Here is a 14,277-nt window from a genome sequence, read left to right as displayed (position 1 = left end):
GCGCTTACCCAATCGCTTCCAGCACGGCCTCACCCAGCTGCGCCGGGCTTTCGGCCACGACGATACCGGCCGAGCGCATGGCTTCGATCTTGTCCTCGGCACCGCCCTTGCCACCGGCGACGATTGCGCCCGCGTGGCCCATGCGGCGGCCCGGAGGGGCTGTGCGGCCTGCGATGAAACCGGCGGTCGGCTTCTTGCGGCCCTTCTTGGCCTCATCCGCCAGGAACTGCGCGGCTTCTTCCTCGGCCGAGCCACCGATCTCACCGATCATGATGATCGACTCGGTTTCGTCGTCCGCCAGGAACCATTCCAGCACGTCGATATGCTCGGTGCCTTTGATCGGGTCGCCGCCGATGCCAACGCAGGTGGACTGGCCCAGACCCACATCTGTGGTCTGCTTGACGGCCTCATAAGTCAAGGTGCCCGAACGGGACACAACGCCGACCGAGCCGCGCTTGTGGATGTGGCCGGGCATGATGCCGATTTTGCAGGCATCAGGCGTGATGACACCGGGGCAGTTCGGGCCGATCAGGCGCGAGTTCGAGCCTTCCAGCGCGCGTTTTACCTTCATCATGTCTAGAACCGGGATGCCTTCGGTGATGCAGACGATCACTTCCATCTCGGCATCAATCGCTTCGAGGATCGAGTCAGCCGCGAAGGGCGGCGGCACATAGATGACAGAGGCGTTGGCTTCGGTCACATGCTTGGCTTCGTGGACCGAGTTGAACACGGGCAGGCCCAGATGCTCCATCCCGCCTTTACCGGGGGTCACGCCGCCGACCATCTTGGTGCCATAAGCGATGGCCTGTTCGCTGTGGAATGTGCCCTGCGAGCCGGTAAAGCCCTGACAGATCACTTTGGTATTTTCGTCGATGAGGACTGCCATTTGGCGTTCTCCTTTGATTTTCGTAGGATGGGTGCTCGCACCCATCATCTCAATTAAAGATGGGTGAAATCACCCACCCTACGCTTTTATTCTTGGTCCGATTGGTTCCGTTGACCCAAACAACGATCTTCTACGGAGGACAAAAACGAGTATTTTTCGACCATCGTTCCGTAGTCTCGAATTTTGCGAACTGCGGAAACTAACTCGATCTCGTTTTCATCTTGGTAGAGGCCTACGATCATTCGTTCTTGATCGCTATCCAATAGTTGTTCGAGCAACGAAGCTCTTTCGGAGAACAAATTCGTGTAACGTTTCCAAAGCAGGTAGTTGGGTTCCGTCTGAATGTCGAAACGGTCAAACAAATCCTGACTAATTGCGGAAGCCGACGCTGAAAGCTGAAAACACTCTACTGCTTGAGTGGCTTCTTCAAGCGTCGCAGCCTGAGCGCCCGTGGAGAGACACGCGACTGAAACTGCCGAAATTAGAAACGCCCGCATATTCGAACTTAACTCTTAACCGCCTTCACGATCTTCTCGGCACCGTCTTTCAGATTGTCCGCCGCGATTACGTCCAGGCCCGAGGTGTTGATGATCTCTTTGCCCTTCTCGACATTCGTGCCTTCCAGACGCACGACCAGCGGAACCTGCAGGCCGACCTCTTTCACGGCGGCGACAACGCCCTCGGCAATGACATCACAACGCATGATGCCGCCGAAGATGTTGACCAGAATGCCTTTGACCTGCGGGTCCGAGGTGATGATCTTGAACGCCTCGGTCACTTTCTCTTTGGTGGCACCGCCACCTACGTCGAGGAAGTTGGCAGGCTCGGCCCCATACAGCTTGATGATGTCCATGGTGGCCATCGCCAGACCGGCACCGTTGACCATGCACCCGATCTCACCATCCAGCGCGATGTAGTTCAGGTCGTATTTCGAGGCTTCCAGTTCCTTGGGGTCTTCCTCGGTTGTGTCGCGCAGTTCGGCGATGTCGGGGTGGCGGTAAACCGCGTTGCCGTCAAAGCTGACTTTGGCGTCCAGCACCTTGAGGTCGCCGCCATCGGTGATGATCAGCGGGTTGATCTCCAGCATCTCCATGTCCTTCTCGACGAAGGCCTGGTACAGCTGACCCATCAGCTTGACGCATTGCTTGACCTGTGCGCCTTGCAGACCCAGCGAGAACGCGATGCGGCGGCCGTGATAGGGCTGATAGCCGGTCGCGGGGTCGACCGAGAACGACAGGATTTTCTCGGGCGTTTCAGCGGCCACTTCTTCGATGTCCATGCCACCTTCGGTCGAGCAGACGAACGAGATGCGGCTGGTCTGGCGGTCCACCAGCAGGGCCAGATACATTTCGGTTTCGATGCCGGAACCGGCTTCGATGTAGATGCGGTTGACCTGTTTGCCCGCCGGGCCGGTCTGATGCGTGACCAGCGTGCGACCCAGCATCTTCTTGGCTTCTTCGGCGGCTTCCTCGACCGATTTGGTCAGGCGCACACCGCCTTTTTCACCGGCGTCTGCCTCTTTGAAAGAGCCCTTGCCGCGACCGCCTGCGTGGATCTGCGACTTGACCACCCAAAGCGGGCCGTCCAGTTCACCGGCTGCGGTTTTGGCTTCTTCGGCGCGCAGAACCGCGCGACCTTCAGAGACCGGAGCGCCATAGCTGCGAAGAAGCGCTTTGGCCTGATATTCGTGGATATTCATCGAAACTGTCCCGTTTGACTACGATTGAACCGTTATAGGCGTGTCTAGAGGGCAAGTTTAAAGGGTTTTTTGACGTGTCACGAGTTTTTGTGGAAGATTTTCAGTATTTGTGATCACAGGTTTTTGGGGTGTGATCACAAAATCTGAACGAGCTGGCGTTTGATTCGATCCTGCCGGTAGACCGATAAAATCACATTCAAAAAGCAGAGTTTGCGACGTTTGCGATAACAGGAGCGACCGGAAATCAGCCGGATCGAAAGCCACAAAAAAACCGGCCTCGCAAGAAGGCCGGTTTGGAATGCGTGTGCAGAGGTGCGGCTTACGCCAGCGAGCTGTCGATGCCCTTACACGCCTCGATCAGGCCTTTCACCGCGTTGACCGAGTTGTCGAAACCGGCCTGTTCGTCCGCGTTCAGCTTGATGTCCACGATGCGCTCGACACCGCCTGCGCCGATCACGGTCGGGACGCCGACATACAGGCCATCGACACCCAGTTCACCGCTGCAATAGGCGGCACAGGGCAGAACGCGCTTTTGGTCTTTCAGATAGGCTTCGGCCATTTCGATCGCCGAAGTCGCAGGCGCGTAATAGGCCGAGCCGGTTTTCAGCAGGCCAACAATCTCGGCACCACCGTCGCGGGTGCGCTGAACGATGGCGTCCAGTTTCTCTTGCGTGGTCCAGCCCATCTCGACCAGATCGGGCAGCGGGATACCGGCAACGGTCGAATAGCGGACCGAGGGAACCATGGTGTCGCCGTGGCCACCCAGAACAAAGGCGGTGACGTCGCGCATCGAGACGTTGAACTCTTCCGACAGGAAGTGTGCGAAACGCGCCGAGTCCAGCACGCCTGCCATGCCGCAGACCTTGTTGTGGGGCAGGCCCGAGAATTCGCGCAGGGCCCAGACCATCGCGTCCAGCGGGTTGGTGATGCAGATCACGAAGGCGTCGGGCGCGTGGGCAGCGATGCCTTCGCCAACGGACTTCATGACTTTCAGGTTGATGCCCAACAGGTCATCGCGGCTCATCCCCGGTTTGCGGGCGACGCCTGCGGTGACGATGCAGACATCCGCGCCTGCGATGTCGGCGTAGTCGCTGGTGCCTTTCATCGAAGCGTCAAAGCCTTCCGAAGGGCCGGATTCTGCGATGTCGAGTGCCTTGCCCTGCGGCAGTCCGTCTGCGATGTCAAACAGGACAACGTCACCCAGTTCTTTGACAGCTGCCAGGTGTGCAAGCGTGCCGCCGATGTTCCCCGCGCCGATCAGCGCAATCTTGGGTCTGGCCATTTGGAATTCTCCGGTCGGTTTTGAAATCGCGGTTGTGCTAGTCGCTAAATAGCAATTGCGCAAGGGTCCTGCGGCGCGGCATGCCACCGCATACCGTTTGCCTTGCCCGTGTTGATTGCGCTAAACGGCTTGTGAGACAAGCCAATTCGCAGGCCGCCGCATGTTCGAACTGAACCTGATGTTTTTTGCCGTGGCGATCCCTGCGGTGATCTTTGCCGGTATTTCAAAAGGCGGGTTCGGTTCGGGCGTGGCTTTTGCGTCCTCGTCGATTCTGGCGCTGATCCTGAGCCCGGCGCAGGCCGTGGCGCTGATGTTGCCGATCCTGATGATCATCGATGTGGCAACGCTTGGCCCCTATTGGAAACGTTGGAGCTGGCCGGATTGCCGCCTGTTGATACTGGGCGGCATACCCGGTGTGCTGCTGGGAATGGGCCTTTTCCACCTGACCAATGACGACGTGCTGCGGTTGCTGATCGGCGGCATCTCGGTCGCGTTTGTGGTTTGGCATATCGCACAGGTCCGAGGTTGGATTCGCGGCTTTGCAGACCGTTTGCCGCCATCCGCCGGGGTGTTTGCCGGTGTGGTGGCAGGCTTCACCAGCTTCGTCAGCCATGCCGGGGGACCGCCTGCCGCGGTTTATCTGCTGTCGCAGCGCCTGACGAAGACCGAATTTCAGGCGTCGACCGTGCTGGTCTTTTGGGTCATCAATATCGTGAAGTTTGTGCCCTATGCCTATCTGGGGCTTTTCACCCTGCAAACGGCCTGGGCCAATCTTCTGCTGGCTCCGTTTGCTGTCTTAGGGGCCTGGCTTGGCGTTCGGGCGCATTTTATGCTGTCCGAACGCGTGTTCTTTGGCATCACCTATGTTCTGCTGACCCTGACCGGATCAAAACTGATCTGGGACGCTTTGACTTAGGCATTGGGCGGCAGGGCTTCGGTAAGCGCCTCGTAGGACTGGCCCGAGGCCACAAGGCAGGTCATGCCGTCCGGCAGGGTGACGGTGATCGTCCAGCTTCCCGTCTCGTCCGAGGCAAACACCTCCATCACCGCGCCTTGACGGGCAATGCCGATCCCCTTGCGGGTTTCGCCATAGGTGCCGGCCAGACGCTCGATCACGTCCGCGCGCGGGGCGCAGTTGCGGTTCTGCGCCTGCACCTGTTGGGCCGCCAACACCATGATCCCAAGCCCGATGGTCATATTCACAACTCTCTTTTTCATCTCCGACCCCTTTTGTTTGGTGTGCAAGTCAGCTTGCGGGCGGGGACCGGAAATCCGGTTAAACCAAAGTGCGTTGCGTCACGCGGCGGGTCGAATGCTGCGTTGCGGCGATTTTGACCTTGAAGTTTCCCGAAAAAAATGGCCCATTCCGCGCAACTTTATTTCTTAGGGAGGCATCGATGGATCCGCGTCAACGCCCGTATCGTTCGGTTCTGTATATTCCCGGCTCGCGTGATCGGGCCCTGGACAAGGCACGCACTCTGCCTGTTGATGCGATCATCTTCGATCTGGAAGATGCAGTTGCAGCGGACGAGAAAGAGAATGCACGCGAGACGCTCAAGGCAGCCCTGGCCGCTGGCGGGTATGGTTCGCGGGTCAAGATCGTTCGAATCAACGGGCTGGACACCGAATGGGGCCGCGCCGATGCCGAAGCCGTGCGGGACATGGATGCCGATGTGGTTCTGCTGCCCAAGGTGAGCTCGGCCGCTGATGTCGACGCTTTGGCCGCAATCACCGGGGATCTGCCGATCTGGGCGATGATGGAAACCCCGCGCGGGATGCTGAACGCGGCCGAGATTGCGGCCCATCCCCTGATGGCGGGCTTTGTCATGGGCACCAACGATCTGGCTAAAGAGCTTCAGACACGCTTCCGCCCGGATCGCCTGCCGCTGATAACGTCTTTGGGCCTGTGCCTGTTGGCGGCCAAGGCCGAAGGTCTGATCATTGTGGACGGCGTATATAATGCGTTCAAAGACACAGAAGGTTTGGCCGCCGAATGTGCGCAGGGCCGGAATATGGGCTTTGACGGTAAAACTCTGATCCACCCGGCGCAGGTCGAGGTCACGAATGAGGCCTTCGCACCTTCGGATGCCGAGATCGATCTGGCCCGCCGCCAGATCGCCGCCTTTGAAGAGACCGAGGCGCAAGGGCAGGGCGTTGCTGTCGTTGACGGCAAGATTGTCGAAAACCTGCATGTTGTAACCGCACGTGAACTTCTGGCAAAAGCGGAGGCGATTACAGCTTTGCAAGCGGGGTAAGCCAGCAATGGGTTTTGTACTTCTGATCCTCGGGGTGGCGCTTTGGTGGGCCGCACATCTGTTCAAACGCGTCATGCCGGATCAACGCGCCGCGTTGGGCGATGCGGGCAAGGGCGCGGTGGCCTTGGCGTTGGTCGCGGCGATCCTGTTGATGATCTTCGGTTATCGCATGACCGACTTCATCCATGTCTGGGCCCCGCCGACCTTTCTGATCCACGTCAACAACCTGCTGGTGCTGATCGCGATCTATCTGATGAGTCCGGCTGGTGCGAAAGGCCGCCTGCTGAACAAGGTTCGCCACCCGATGCTGGGCGGATTCAAGCTGTGGGCTTTTGCGCATCTGCTGGTAAACGGCGATCTGGCGTCCATTGTCCTGTTCGGAGGGCTGCTGGCCTGGGCGGTGGTCGAAGTGATCGTGATCAACAAGTCCGAACCCGAATGGACCCCGGGCGAGCCTGGCACCTATGGCAAGGACGCGATGTTCTTTGTCGCCTCGATCGTCTTGCTGGGCATCATCGGTTATATCCACGGGCTGGTCGGCCCGTCCCCGTTCGGCGGATAAGGAACCGAAATAATGGCAAAACTCTATCGTCTGTTGACGGAAGAAGACACATCCGCCTTCTGCCACAAAGTGTCGGACGCATTGGCCAAAGGGTGGGAGCTGTATGGCGACCCATCCTACGCCTATGACACGGCAAACAGCGTCATGCGCTGTGCGCAGGCCGTGACCAAAGAGGTCGAAGGCGACTATTCACCTGAAATGAAACTGGGACAGCAATAATGGCAAAGACCAATCCGGGCCGCTTTTTTGAGGATTATTCCGTCGGGCAGGTGCTGACTCATGCAGTGCCCCGCACCGTAACGGATGGCGAAAGGGCGTTGTATCATGCGCTGTATCCGGCGCGGCATGCGCTTTATTCCTCGGACGAATTTGCGCGCAGCTGCGGATTGTCGGAAAGCCCCCTTGATGATCTGGCGGCGTTTCATGTGGTCTTTGGCAAAACCGTGCCGGATGTGTCGCTGAACGCGGTCGCCAATCTGGGCTATGCGGAAGGGCGCTGGTTGAAACCGGTCTATCCCGGCGACACGCTGCGCTCGGTTTCCGAAGTGATCGGGGTCAAGCAGAACTCGAACGGCAAAACCGGCGTGGTCTGGGTGCGCACCCGTGGCCTGAACCAGCTGGATGAAGTTGTCATCGACTATGTGCGTTGGGTCATGGTTCGTAAGTCGAACCTGGATGCACCCGCGCCGGACACCGTTGTGCCCGAGCTGAAAAAGGTTCTGGAGCCACAGGATCTGGTTGTGCCCGAGGGGCTGGATTTCTCGAACTACGATTTCATGCAGTCGGGCGAACCCCATCGCTGGGGCGATTATGAGATCGGAGAAAAGATCGACCACGTCGATGGCGTCACCGTCGAAGAAGCCGAGCATATGCTGGCAACTCGCCTGTGGCAGAACACCGCCAAGGTGCATTTCGACCTGACCTTCCGGCCCGAAGGGCGGCTGATCTATGGCGGTCACGTAATTTCGATGGCGCGGACCCTGTCCTTTAACGGTCTGGCCAATGCGCAGATGATCGTGGGTCTGAATGGTGGCGCGCATGCAAACCCGTGTTTTGCAGGTGACACGATCAAGGCCTGGTCCGAGGTTCTGGACAAAGCCGAAACCGATGTTCCGGGCGTCGGTGCCCTTCGCCTGCGGCTGGTCGCGACCAAAGGCGGCACGCCGTTTGAGTTGCGCAATGAAGACGGCAAGTATCACCCGGACGTGTTGCTGGACCTCGATTACTGGGCCCTGATCCCAATGTGATGTGACCCGGTCAGATCGCGCGGATCTGATGACGCTGATGTGAGTACAGCGTTGATTTTCCGTGCTAGGTTGGCGGCATGACCCTGCTTCGCACACTTGCCGCCTGCCTTTGCCTAGCGCCCCCTGCGTGGTCCTGTGATCTGGCGCTGGCGCTTGCGGTGGATGTCTCGGGGTCTGTGGACAGCAACGAGTTTCGTATTCAGATGGATGGTCTGGCGGCTGGCTTGCGTGATCCGATTGTGTCCGAGGCATTGGTGCGCGGGCAGGCCCAGTTGATGCTGGTGCAGTGGACCGGGGCCTCGCGCCAAAGGGTAACAATCCCCTGGACCCGAATTGACAGCTTCGATGCGCTCGACCGGTTCGCCGATCAGGTGGCGCAAGACCCGCGTGTCTGGCGCAATTTTTCAACCGCGATAGGTGAGGCACTGGAGACCACGGTGTCCAGCTTTGATACGGTGTCGGAATGCAAGCGGCTGCTGATCGACATCTCGGGCGACGGAATATCGAACGAAGGGGTCGAACCCACGCAAATCCATGGGCTGTTGAAAGATCGCGGCGTGACAGTAAATGCCATCGCTATTGAAGAGAGTGAGCCTGATCTGACAGCCTATTTCTACGAAAACGTAATAGTCGGAGAAGGGGCGTTTGTTGTGTCCGCAGCCGGGTTTGCGGACTACCCCGAACGCATTCGCAAAAAGCTGCTGCGCGAAGTCACCCAGCAATCTGCCGCCCTGGAATAGGTGGGGAAGATTCGTGATCACATTGATTGATCAGTGAAAACGCTAACATTGAGATGGCTGCATGTGATTTGTGATCACAGTATTATTTAGTGTGATCACATATGGGGCAAAACGTCCATTTTGCACTAAAATTACCCGTTTTTGCGGGTGCAGCACGTGACAGCACAGGAAAAAAAGGTAAAACGACTGGTAGCCAAAGTAAGAGGAGCCGCCATGGCCGATGTCAATCGGGGCAATCGCCCGCTCTCGCCACATATTATGATCTACCGCCCGCAGATGACCTCGTTGTCGTCGATCATGGTTCGACTGTCGGGTCTTGCGGTATTTGCCATCGCAGCACTTGTGGTTTGGTGGCTGCTTGCCGCGGCCACGTCCGAGGCCGCATTTGCTGGCATCGACGGCTTCCTACTCAGCTGGTTCGGTCAGCTCATCCTGACGGGTGGGGTCTGGGCACTGTGGTACCACACGCTGGGGCGGTTGCGTCACGTGGTGTGGGACTTCGGCTATTGCCTCGACGTTGCTGTGTCCGAGAAGATGGGCATTGGCATGTTTGTCGGGGCGACCGTTCTGACCATCATCACCATGCTGTTGGTGTAAGGAGAATGGCGATGCAATACCTCACCGACCGCAAACGCGCGCAAGGCCTGGGCGCGGGGAAATCCGGAACGCAAACACATTGGCGCACCATGGTCCGGGCGATGATCCTGGCCATTCTGGTGCCCCTGTTCATCTTCACTTTTGGCTATGGCATCGGCGGAACCTACGAAGAGGTTCTGGCCTATTTCGCCCGTCCCTTCCCGGCCATTGTCACCGGTCTGACTTTGGTCGTGGGTCTGCTGCAACTCATGTATGAGGCGCAGGAAACCATCGAGGATTACGTGCACGGGATCGCGGAAAAGATCACACTCGTTGCGATGTGGGCCTTTGGCTACACGCTGATGGCTGCGGGGCTGTTTGCCCTCGTCAAGCTGGCCCTGTGATGACGCGCTAAGGATCAGAGAAAATGACAGCAGCATATGAATATGAAACCCACGAATATGACGTCGTGGTTGTCGGGGCAGGCGGCGCCGGTCTGCGCGCAACGCTGGGTATGGCGGAACAGGGCCTGCGCACGGCCTGTGTGACCAAGGTTTTCCCGACCCGCTCGCACACGGTTGCAGCACAAGGCGGTATCGCGGCGTCTCTGTCGAACATGGGGCCGGACCACTGGCAGTGGCATATGTACGACACCGTCAAGGGCTCGGACTGGCTGGGTGACACGGACGCGATGGAATACCTCGCGCGTGAAGCGCCCAAGGCGGTTTATGAATTGGAACATTACGGCGTTCCGTTCAGCCGCACCGAAGAAGGCAAGATCTACCAGCGCCCATTTGGCGGTCACACCACCGAGTTTGGCGAAGGCCCCGCCGTGCAGCGCACCTGTGCCGCCGCCGACCGGACCGGCCACGCGATCCTGCACACGCTGTATGGCCAGTCGCTGAAGAACAATGCCGAGTTCTACATCGAATATTTCGCCATCGACCTGATCATGTCCGAGGACGGGCAATGTCAGGGCGTTGTCTGTTGGAAGTTGGACGACGGCACCATGCATGTCTTCAACGCCAAGATGGTGGTGCTGGCGACCGGCGGCTATGGTCGGGCGTATTTCAGCGCCACCTCGGCCCATACCTGCACCGGCGACGGTGGCGGCATGGTGGCCCGCGCGGGTCTGGCGCTGCAGGATATGGAGTTCGTGCAGTTTCACCCGACCGGCATCTACGGCTCGGGCTGCCTGATCACCGAAGGCGCACGGGGCGAGGGTGGTTACCTGACCAACTCGGAAGGCGAGCGGTTCATGGAGCGTTATGCGCCCCAGTACAAGGACCTAGCACCGCGCGACTATGTCTCGCGTTCGATGACAATGGAGATCCGCGAAGGCCGTGGGGTCGGCGGTGAAGGGGATCACATCCACCTGAACCTGTCGCACCTGCCCGCCGAGGCTCTGGCAGAACGCCTGCCCGGCATCTCGGAAAGCGCTAAGATTTTTGCAGGTGTCGACGTCACCAAAGAACCGATCCCGGTTCTGCCGACTGTGCACTATAACATGGGCGGTATCCCGACCAACTATTGGGGTGAGGTTCTGAACCCCACCGCCGATGACCCGACAGCTGTCGTTCCCGGCCTGATGGCTGTGGGTGAGGCCGGTTGTGCCTCGGTCCACGGCGCGAACCGTCTGGGGTCGAACTCGCTGATCGACCTTGTGGTCTTTGGCCGCGCGGCGGCGATCAAGGCGGGCAAGGTTGTCGATGCCGGTGCTCCGAACCCGGTTCTGAACCAGGCGTCGGTTGATAAGGCGTTTGACCGCTTCGACACGGTCCGCAACGCCAGCGGTGCGATCCCAACCGCCGATCTGCGGCTTGAGATGCAGAAGACCATGCAGGCCGACGCCGCCGTGTTCCGTACCGCCAAGACTATGGCCGAGGGCGTCGAGAAGATGACCGCCATCGCCGCCAAGATGGACGACCTGAAAGTCACCGACCGCAGCCTTGTCTGGAACAGCGACCTGATGGAGACGCTGGAACTGACCAACCTGATGCCAAGCGCGCTGGCCACCATCGTCGGCGCCGAGGCGCGCAAGGAATCCCGCGGCGCCCACGCGCATGAGGATTTCAGCGAACGCGATGACGAAAACTGGCGCGTTCACACTGTCAGCCGGGTCGAGGGCAACAAGGTCGAGCTCAGCTATCGTCCGGTCATCGTCGATCCGCTGACCAACGAGGACGAAGGCGGCATCAGCCTCAAGAAAATCGCGCCCAAGGCGCGGACCTTCTAAGGAGCGTATTGACCAGGCAATGGTGTGCAAACGCCAAATACCCACGGACAACGCTGCGACCTATGGCCGTTGGACACTGTGCTGTGTCTGGGGGCTGGTATGACGGTTCAGGCGTTACGCTCTGCTCAGGCCGATCCGAAGATCATTCTGGTCGGTCTCAACCGCTGCGCAACGACCTCGTTCCACAGGTTGTTTCAGGACAGCGGCATCCCATCGGTGCATTGGGTGGATGAGCGGGGCGAAAATCTGGCGCATCGCATGGTGACAAATATATCCATGGGCCGCAAACCTCTGGACGGGTTTGGCGCTGTTCGGGCGTTTACCGACATTGCCTTTGTCAATGTCCGCTTCATGCTGGACGGTGCACGGTTCTTTCGCGAACTGCACGCGGGCTACCCGGATGCCTATTTCCTGCTGAACACGCGCAATCGGGACGACTGGATCACATCCCGCGCGCGCCACAACCAGGGCCGGTATCTGGATCGTTGCTGTCAGGCCAACGGTCAATCGGCGGACGAAGTGAAACAGGGCTGGGCGCATATGTACGACGTGCACCATGCCGAAGTGCAGGACTATTTCGCCGGAAACCCAAGGTTTCTGCGATTTGATATCGACCGGGACGAGCCGCAGGCCATTGCCGACTGGCTGTCTCCGGATTTTGACGTGAACATTGCCCATTGGGGGCACTATAATCGCGGCGCGTCCAAGCGCGCCCGGACAGGCTGAATGGAGAATTGACATGGTTCAACTGACCCTGCCCAAGAATTCCCGGATCACCACCGGCAAGACCTGGCCCAAACCGGAGGGTGCGAAAAACCTGCGCAAGTTCCAGATTTACCGCTGGAACCCGGATGACGGGCAAAACCCGCGCGTCGATACCTATTTTGTCGATATGGACAACTGCGGTCCGATGATCCTGGACGCGCTGATCAAGATCAAGAACGAGATCGACCCGACCCTGACCTTCCGCCGGTCCTGCCGGGAAGGGATCTGTGGCTCTTGCGCGATGAATATCGACGGGATCAACACGCTGGCCTGTATCTACGGCATGGACGAGATCAAGGGCGACGTGAAAATCTATCCGCTGCCGCATATGCCGGTGGTCAAGGACCTGATCCCCGATCTGACCCATTTCTACGCTCAGCACGCATCCATCATGCCGTGGCTGGAAACCAAGACCAACCGCCCGGCGAAAGAGTGGAAGCAATCCATCGAAGACCGCAAGAAACTGGATGGTCTGTATGAATGCGTCATGTGCGCCAGCTGCTCGACATCCTGTCCCAGCTACTGGTGGAACGGCGACCGCTACCTTGGCCCCGCCGCCCTGCTGCACGCCTATCGCTGGATCATTGACAGCCGGGATGAGGCCACGGGTGAGCGTCTGGACGAGTTGGAAGATCCCTTCAAGCTGTATCGCTGTCACACGATCATGAATTGCGCCAAGACCTGCCCCAAGGGTCTGAACCCGGCGGCTGCGATTGCGCAGATCAAGAAAATGATGATCGAACGCTCGGTTTAAGGCGTTTTTGAATCAGCGCTTGCCGGGTTGCGGCAAGCGCATGCCGCTATTGCAAAATCAGGCGATGCAGCCGGGCGCGACACGGTCTAGATTTGCAGTAGGGAGGAGTGATGGGATCAAATCAGGATCACTCCGATGACAACAAAACCACAAACCCCGAAAGTGACTGCCAAAGAAGCGCTGGACCTGCTTGAGCAGGCCTGGGCCTATTACACGCCGGAACCAGCACCGGCCCTAAAGGCGCGAGAGCCCGAGCTGTTTGAATACGCAAATGCGGCCTGACGGCTTGCCAATAGCCGACAGTATGGGCGAAACAGAACCATGCCCGTTCTCTTGATACTTCTGGCCGCCGGGGTCTTTGCCTATTTCTTCTGGCGGTCGCGCACGTCTTCACTGACGCGCGAGTGCCGATGGCGGCAACATCGCGATGAAGGTCGGTGGGTCTGCGCCTATTGCGGCGCAAAAACGGAAAGTTCTGACAGCCCAACCCAGTGTTTGCGCCAGTCTTCAGGCCGATAGAAACCGGGCAGAGGGGTCCTCTGCCCGTTCCAGTTTAGCCTGCGTCCGGAAAGGCGGCGTGCAGGGCAATCTCGACCATGTCACCAAAACTGCTTTCGCGGTCGGATGAGGGCAGTGCCTCACCGGTCAGCAGATGATCGGACACGGTCAACACGGCCAAAGCCCGGCATTTGTGACGGGCGGCGAGGATGTAAAGCTCGGCCGCTTCCATCTCGACGCCCAGAATGCCGTGACGCACCATCTGTTCGTTCAGATCAGGGCGTTCGTCATAGAACACATCCGAGGAATAGATGCCGCCGATATGGGTGGGCGTGCCTTTTGCCTTGGCCGCCACGGCGGCGGCCTGCAGCAAATCCCAATCTGCACAGGGAGCAAAATTTATCTCTTTCATGATGCCCCGCGAAGGGGTGCTGAGCGTTGTCGAAGTCATTGCCAGAATGACGTCGCGCAGATTCACGCTGTCCTGCATCCCACCGCAGGACCCGATGCGGATCAGCGTTTTCGCGCCATAGTCCCGGATCAGTTCATTCACGTAGATCGACAAAGACGGCATTCCCATACCGCTGCCCTGAATGGTGACAGGATTGCCCTTCCAGCTGCCGGTGAAGCCCAACATGCCCCGAACGTTGTTGACCTGCTTTACATCGTCCAGAAACGTCTCAGCGGCCCATTTCGCGCGATACGGATCGCCGGGCAAAAGAACGGTTTCGGCGATTTCACCTTTTTCCGCGCCAATATGAATCGTCATTTCGGCAC

Annotated in this window: 18 protein-coding genes; 12 read left to right on the top strand and 6 right to left on the bottom strand. The window is 58.9% G+C overall.

The features are described 5' to 3' along the window. Window positions 1-4 precede the first annotated feature (4 nt). The 4 genes from sucD to mdh all read right to left on the bottom strand — a co-directional run bounded on the left by sucD (window position 5) and on the right by mdh (window position 3,867). Complete coding sequence (gene sucD / locus ACR0C9_RS14660; protein ID WP_170522246.1) at window positions 5-886, bottom strand: succinate--CoA ligase subunit alpha; 882 nt, start codon at window positions 884-886, stop codon at window positions 5-7. A gap of 86 nt (window positions 887-972) precedes the next feature. Further along, window positions 973-1,383 (bottom strand): hypothetical protein, encoded by a 411-nt coding sequence (locus ACR0C9_RS14655; RefSeq protein ID WP_480781343.1) that lies wholly within the window; start codon window positions 1,381-1,383, stop codon window positions 973-975. Between the two features lie 8 nt (window positions 1,384-1,391). Then, window positions 1,392-2,585 carry an ADP-forming succinate--CoA ligase subunit beta gene (gene sucC / locus ACR0C9_RS14650; RefSeq protein WP_480781342.1) on the bottom strand — a complete coding sequence of 398 codons (1,194 nt, stop codon included), beginning with the start codon at window positions 2,583-2,585 and terminating at the stop codon, window positions 1,392-1,394. A 319-nt stretch (window positions 2,586-2,904) separates the two neighbouring features. Further along, the gene (mdh, locus tag ACR0C9_RS14645; RefSeq protein WP_170522252.1) at window positions 2,905-3,867 is read right to left on the bottom strand and encodes a malate dehydrogenase; all 963 of its coding nucleotides are present in this window, start codon (window positions 3,865-3,867) and stop codon (window positions 2,905-2,907) included. 160 nt (window positions 3,868-4,027) lie between these two features. Between mdh and ACR0C9_RS14640 the strand changes: the two genes are divergently transcribed. Beyond that, window positions 4,028-4,783, top strand: coding sequence for a sulfite exporter TauE/SafE family protein (locus ACR0C9_RS14640; protein WP_170624021.1), 756 nt, complete (start codon window positions 4,028-4,030; stop codon window positions 4,781-4,783). On the opposite strand, the gene ACR0C9_RS14635 is transcribed toward ACR0C9_RS14640, so the two are convergent. Next, window positions 4,780-5,085: a hypothetical protein gene (locus ACR0C9_RS14635; RefSeq protein WP_480627006.1), complete on the bottom strand. Its 306-nt coding sequence runs from the start codon at window positions 5,083-5,085 to the stop codon at window positions 4,780-4,782. The genes ACR0C9_RS14640 and ACR0C9_RS14635 overlap by 4 nt on opposite strands. Window positions 5,086-5,264: 179 nt before the next feature. Between ACR0C9_RS14635 and ACR0C9_RS14630 the strand changes: the two genes are divergently transcribed. From ACR0C9_RS14630 to ACR0C9_RS14580, 11 genes are all read left to right on the top strand, one after another. Beyond that, window positions 5,265-6,122 carry an HpcH/HpaI aldolase/citrate lyase family protein gene (locus ACR0C9_RS14630; RefSeq protein ID WP_480781341.1) on the top strand — a complete coding sequence of 286 codons (858 nt, stop codon included), beginning with the start codon at window positions 5,265-5,267 and terminating at the stop codon, window positions 6,120-6,122. 7 nt (window positions 6,123-6,129) lie between these two features. Beyond that, window positions 6,130-6,684 (top strand): NnrU family protein, encoded by a 555-nt coding sequence (locus ACR0C9_RS14625; protein WP_170455642.1) that lies wholly within the window; start codon window positions 6,130-6,132, stop codon window positions 6,682-6,684. A 12-nt stretch (window positions 6,685-6,696) separates the two neighbouring features. After that, window positions 6,697-6,903, top strand: a complete 207-nt coding sequence (locus tag ACR0C9_RS14620; protein WP_170455640.1) for a DUF1737 domain-containing protein — start codon at window positions 6,697-6,699, stop codon at window positions 6,901-6,903. Beyond that, window positions 6,903-7,931, top strand: a complete 1,029-nt coding sequence (locus ACR0C9_RS14615; protein WP_480781340.1) for a MaoC family dehydratase — start codon at window positions 6,903-6,905, stop codon at window positions 7,929-7,931. Before ACR0C9_RS14620 ends, ACR0C9_RS14615 begins: the two co-directional genes overlap by 1 nt. 77 nt (window positions 7,932-8,008) lie before the next feature. Then, a complete protein-coding gene (locus ACR0C9_RS14610; RefSeq protein ID WP_170455637.1) occupies window positions 8,009-8,671 on the top strand; it encodes a DUF1194 domain-containing protein in 663 nt (220 codons plus the stop codon). Between the two features lie 213 nt (window positions 8,672-8,884). After that, window positions 8,885-9,268 carry a succinate dehydrogenase, cytochrome b556 subunit gene (gene sdhC / locus ACR0C9_RS14605; protein WP_480781339.1) on the top strand — a complete coding sequence of 128 codons (384 nt, stop codon included), beginning with the start codon at window positions 8,885-8,887 and terminating at the stop codon, window positions 9,266-9,268. Window positions 9,269-9,279: 11 nt separating this feature from the next. Beyond that, a complete protein-coding gene (locus ACR0C9_RS14600) occupies window positions 9,280-9,651 on the top strand; it encodes a succinate dehydrogenase, hydrophobic membrane anchor protein (RefSeq protein ID WP_170455634.1) in 372 nt (123 codons plus the stop codon). 23 nt (window positions 9,652-9,674) lie between these two features. After that, on the top strand, window positions 9,675-11,483 hold the full coding sequence (sdhA, locus tag ACR0C9_RS14595) for a succinate dehydrogenase flavoprotein subunit (RefSeq protein ID WP_480627001.1): 1,809 nt from the start codon (window positions 9,675-9,677) through the stop codon (window positions 11,481-11,483). Window positions 11,484-11,582: 99 nt separating this feature from the next. Next, window positions 11,583-12,209: a sulfotransferase gene (locus ACR0C9_RS14590; protein WP_170624007.1), complete on the top strand. Its 627-nt coding sequence runs from the start codon at window positions 11,583-11,585 to the stop codon at window positions 12,207-12,209. A 13-nt stretch (window positions 12,210-12,222) separates the two neighbouring features. Then, window positions 12,223-13,002, top strand: a complete 780-nt coding sequence (locus ACR0C9_RS14585; RefSeq protein WP_170455629.1) for a succinate dehydrogenase iron-sulfur subunit — start codon at window positions 12,223-12,225, stop codon at window positions 13,000-13,002. Between the two features lie 135 nt (window positions 13,003-13,137). Further along, window positions 13,138-13,284 carry a hypothetical protein gene (locus ACR0C9_RS14580; RefSeq protein WP_170455628.1) on the top strand — a complete coding sequence of 49 codons (147 nt, stop codon included), beginning with the start codon at window positions 13,138-13,140 and terminating at the stop codon, window positions 13,282-13,284. 271 nt (window positions 13,285-13,555) lie between these two features. Here ACR0C9_RS14580 and deoD read toward each other — a convergent pair whose 3' ends face one another. Next, entirely contained in the window at window positions 13,556-14,269 is a 714-nt protein-coding gene (gene deoD, locus ACR0C9_RS14575; protein ID WP_480781338.1) for a purine-nucleoside phosphorylase, read from the bottom strand. Window positions 14,270-14,277: the final 8 nt, after the last annotated feature.

It is taken from the genome of Ruegeria sp. C12 (assembly GCF_056537745.1).
Note: the sequence above shows the minus strand (reverse complement) of the source record. Positions and strands in the feature narration are given on the sequence as shown.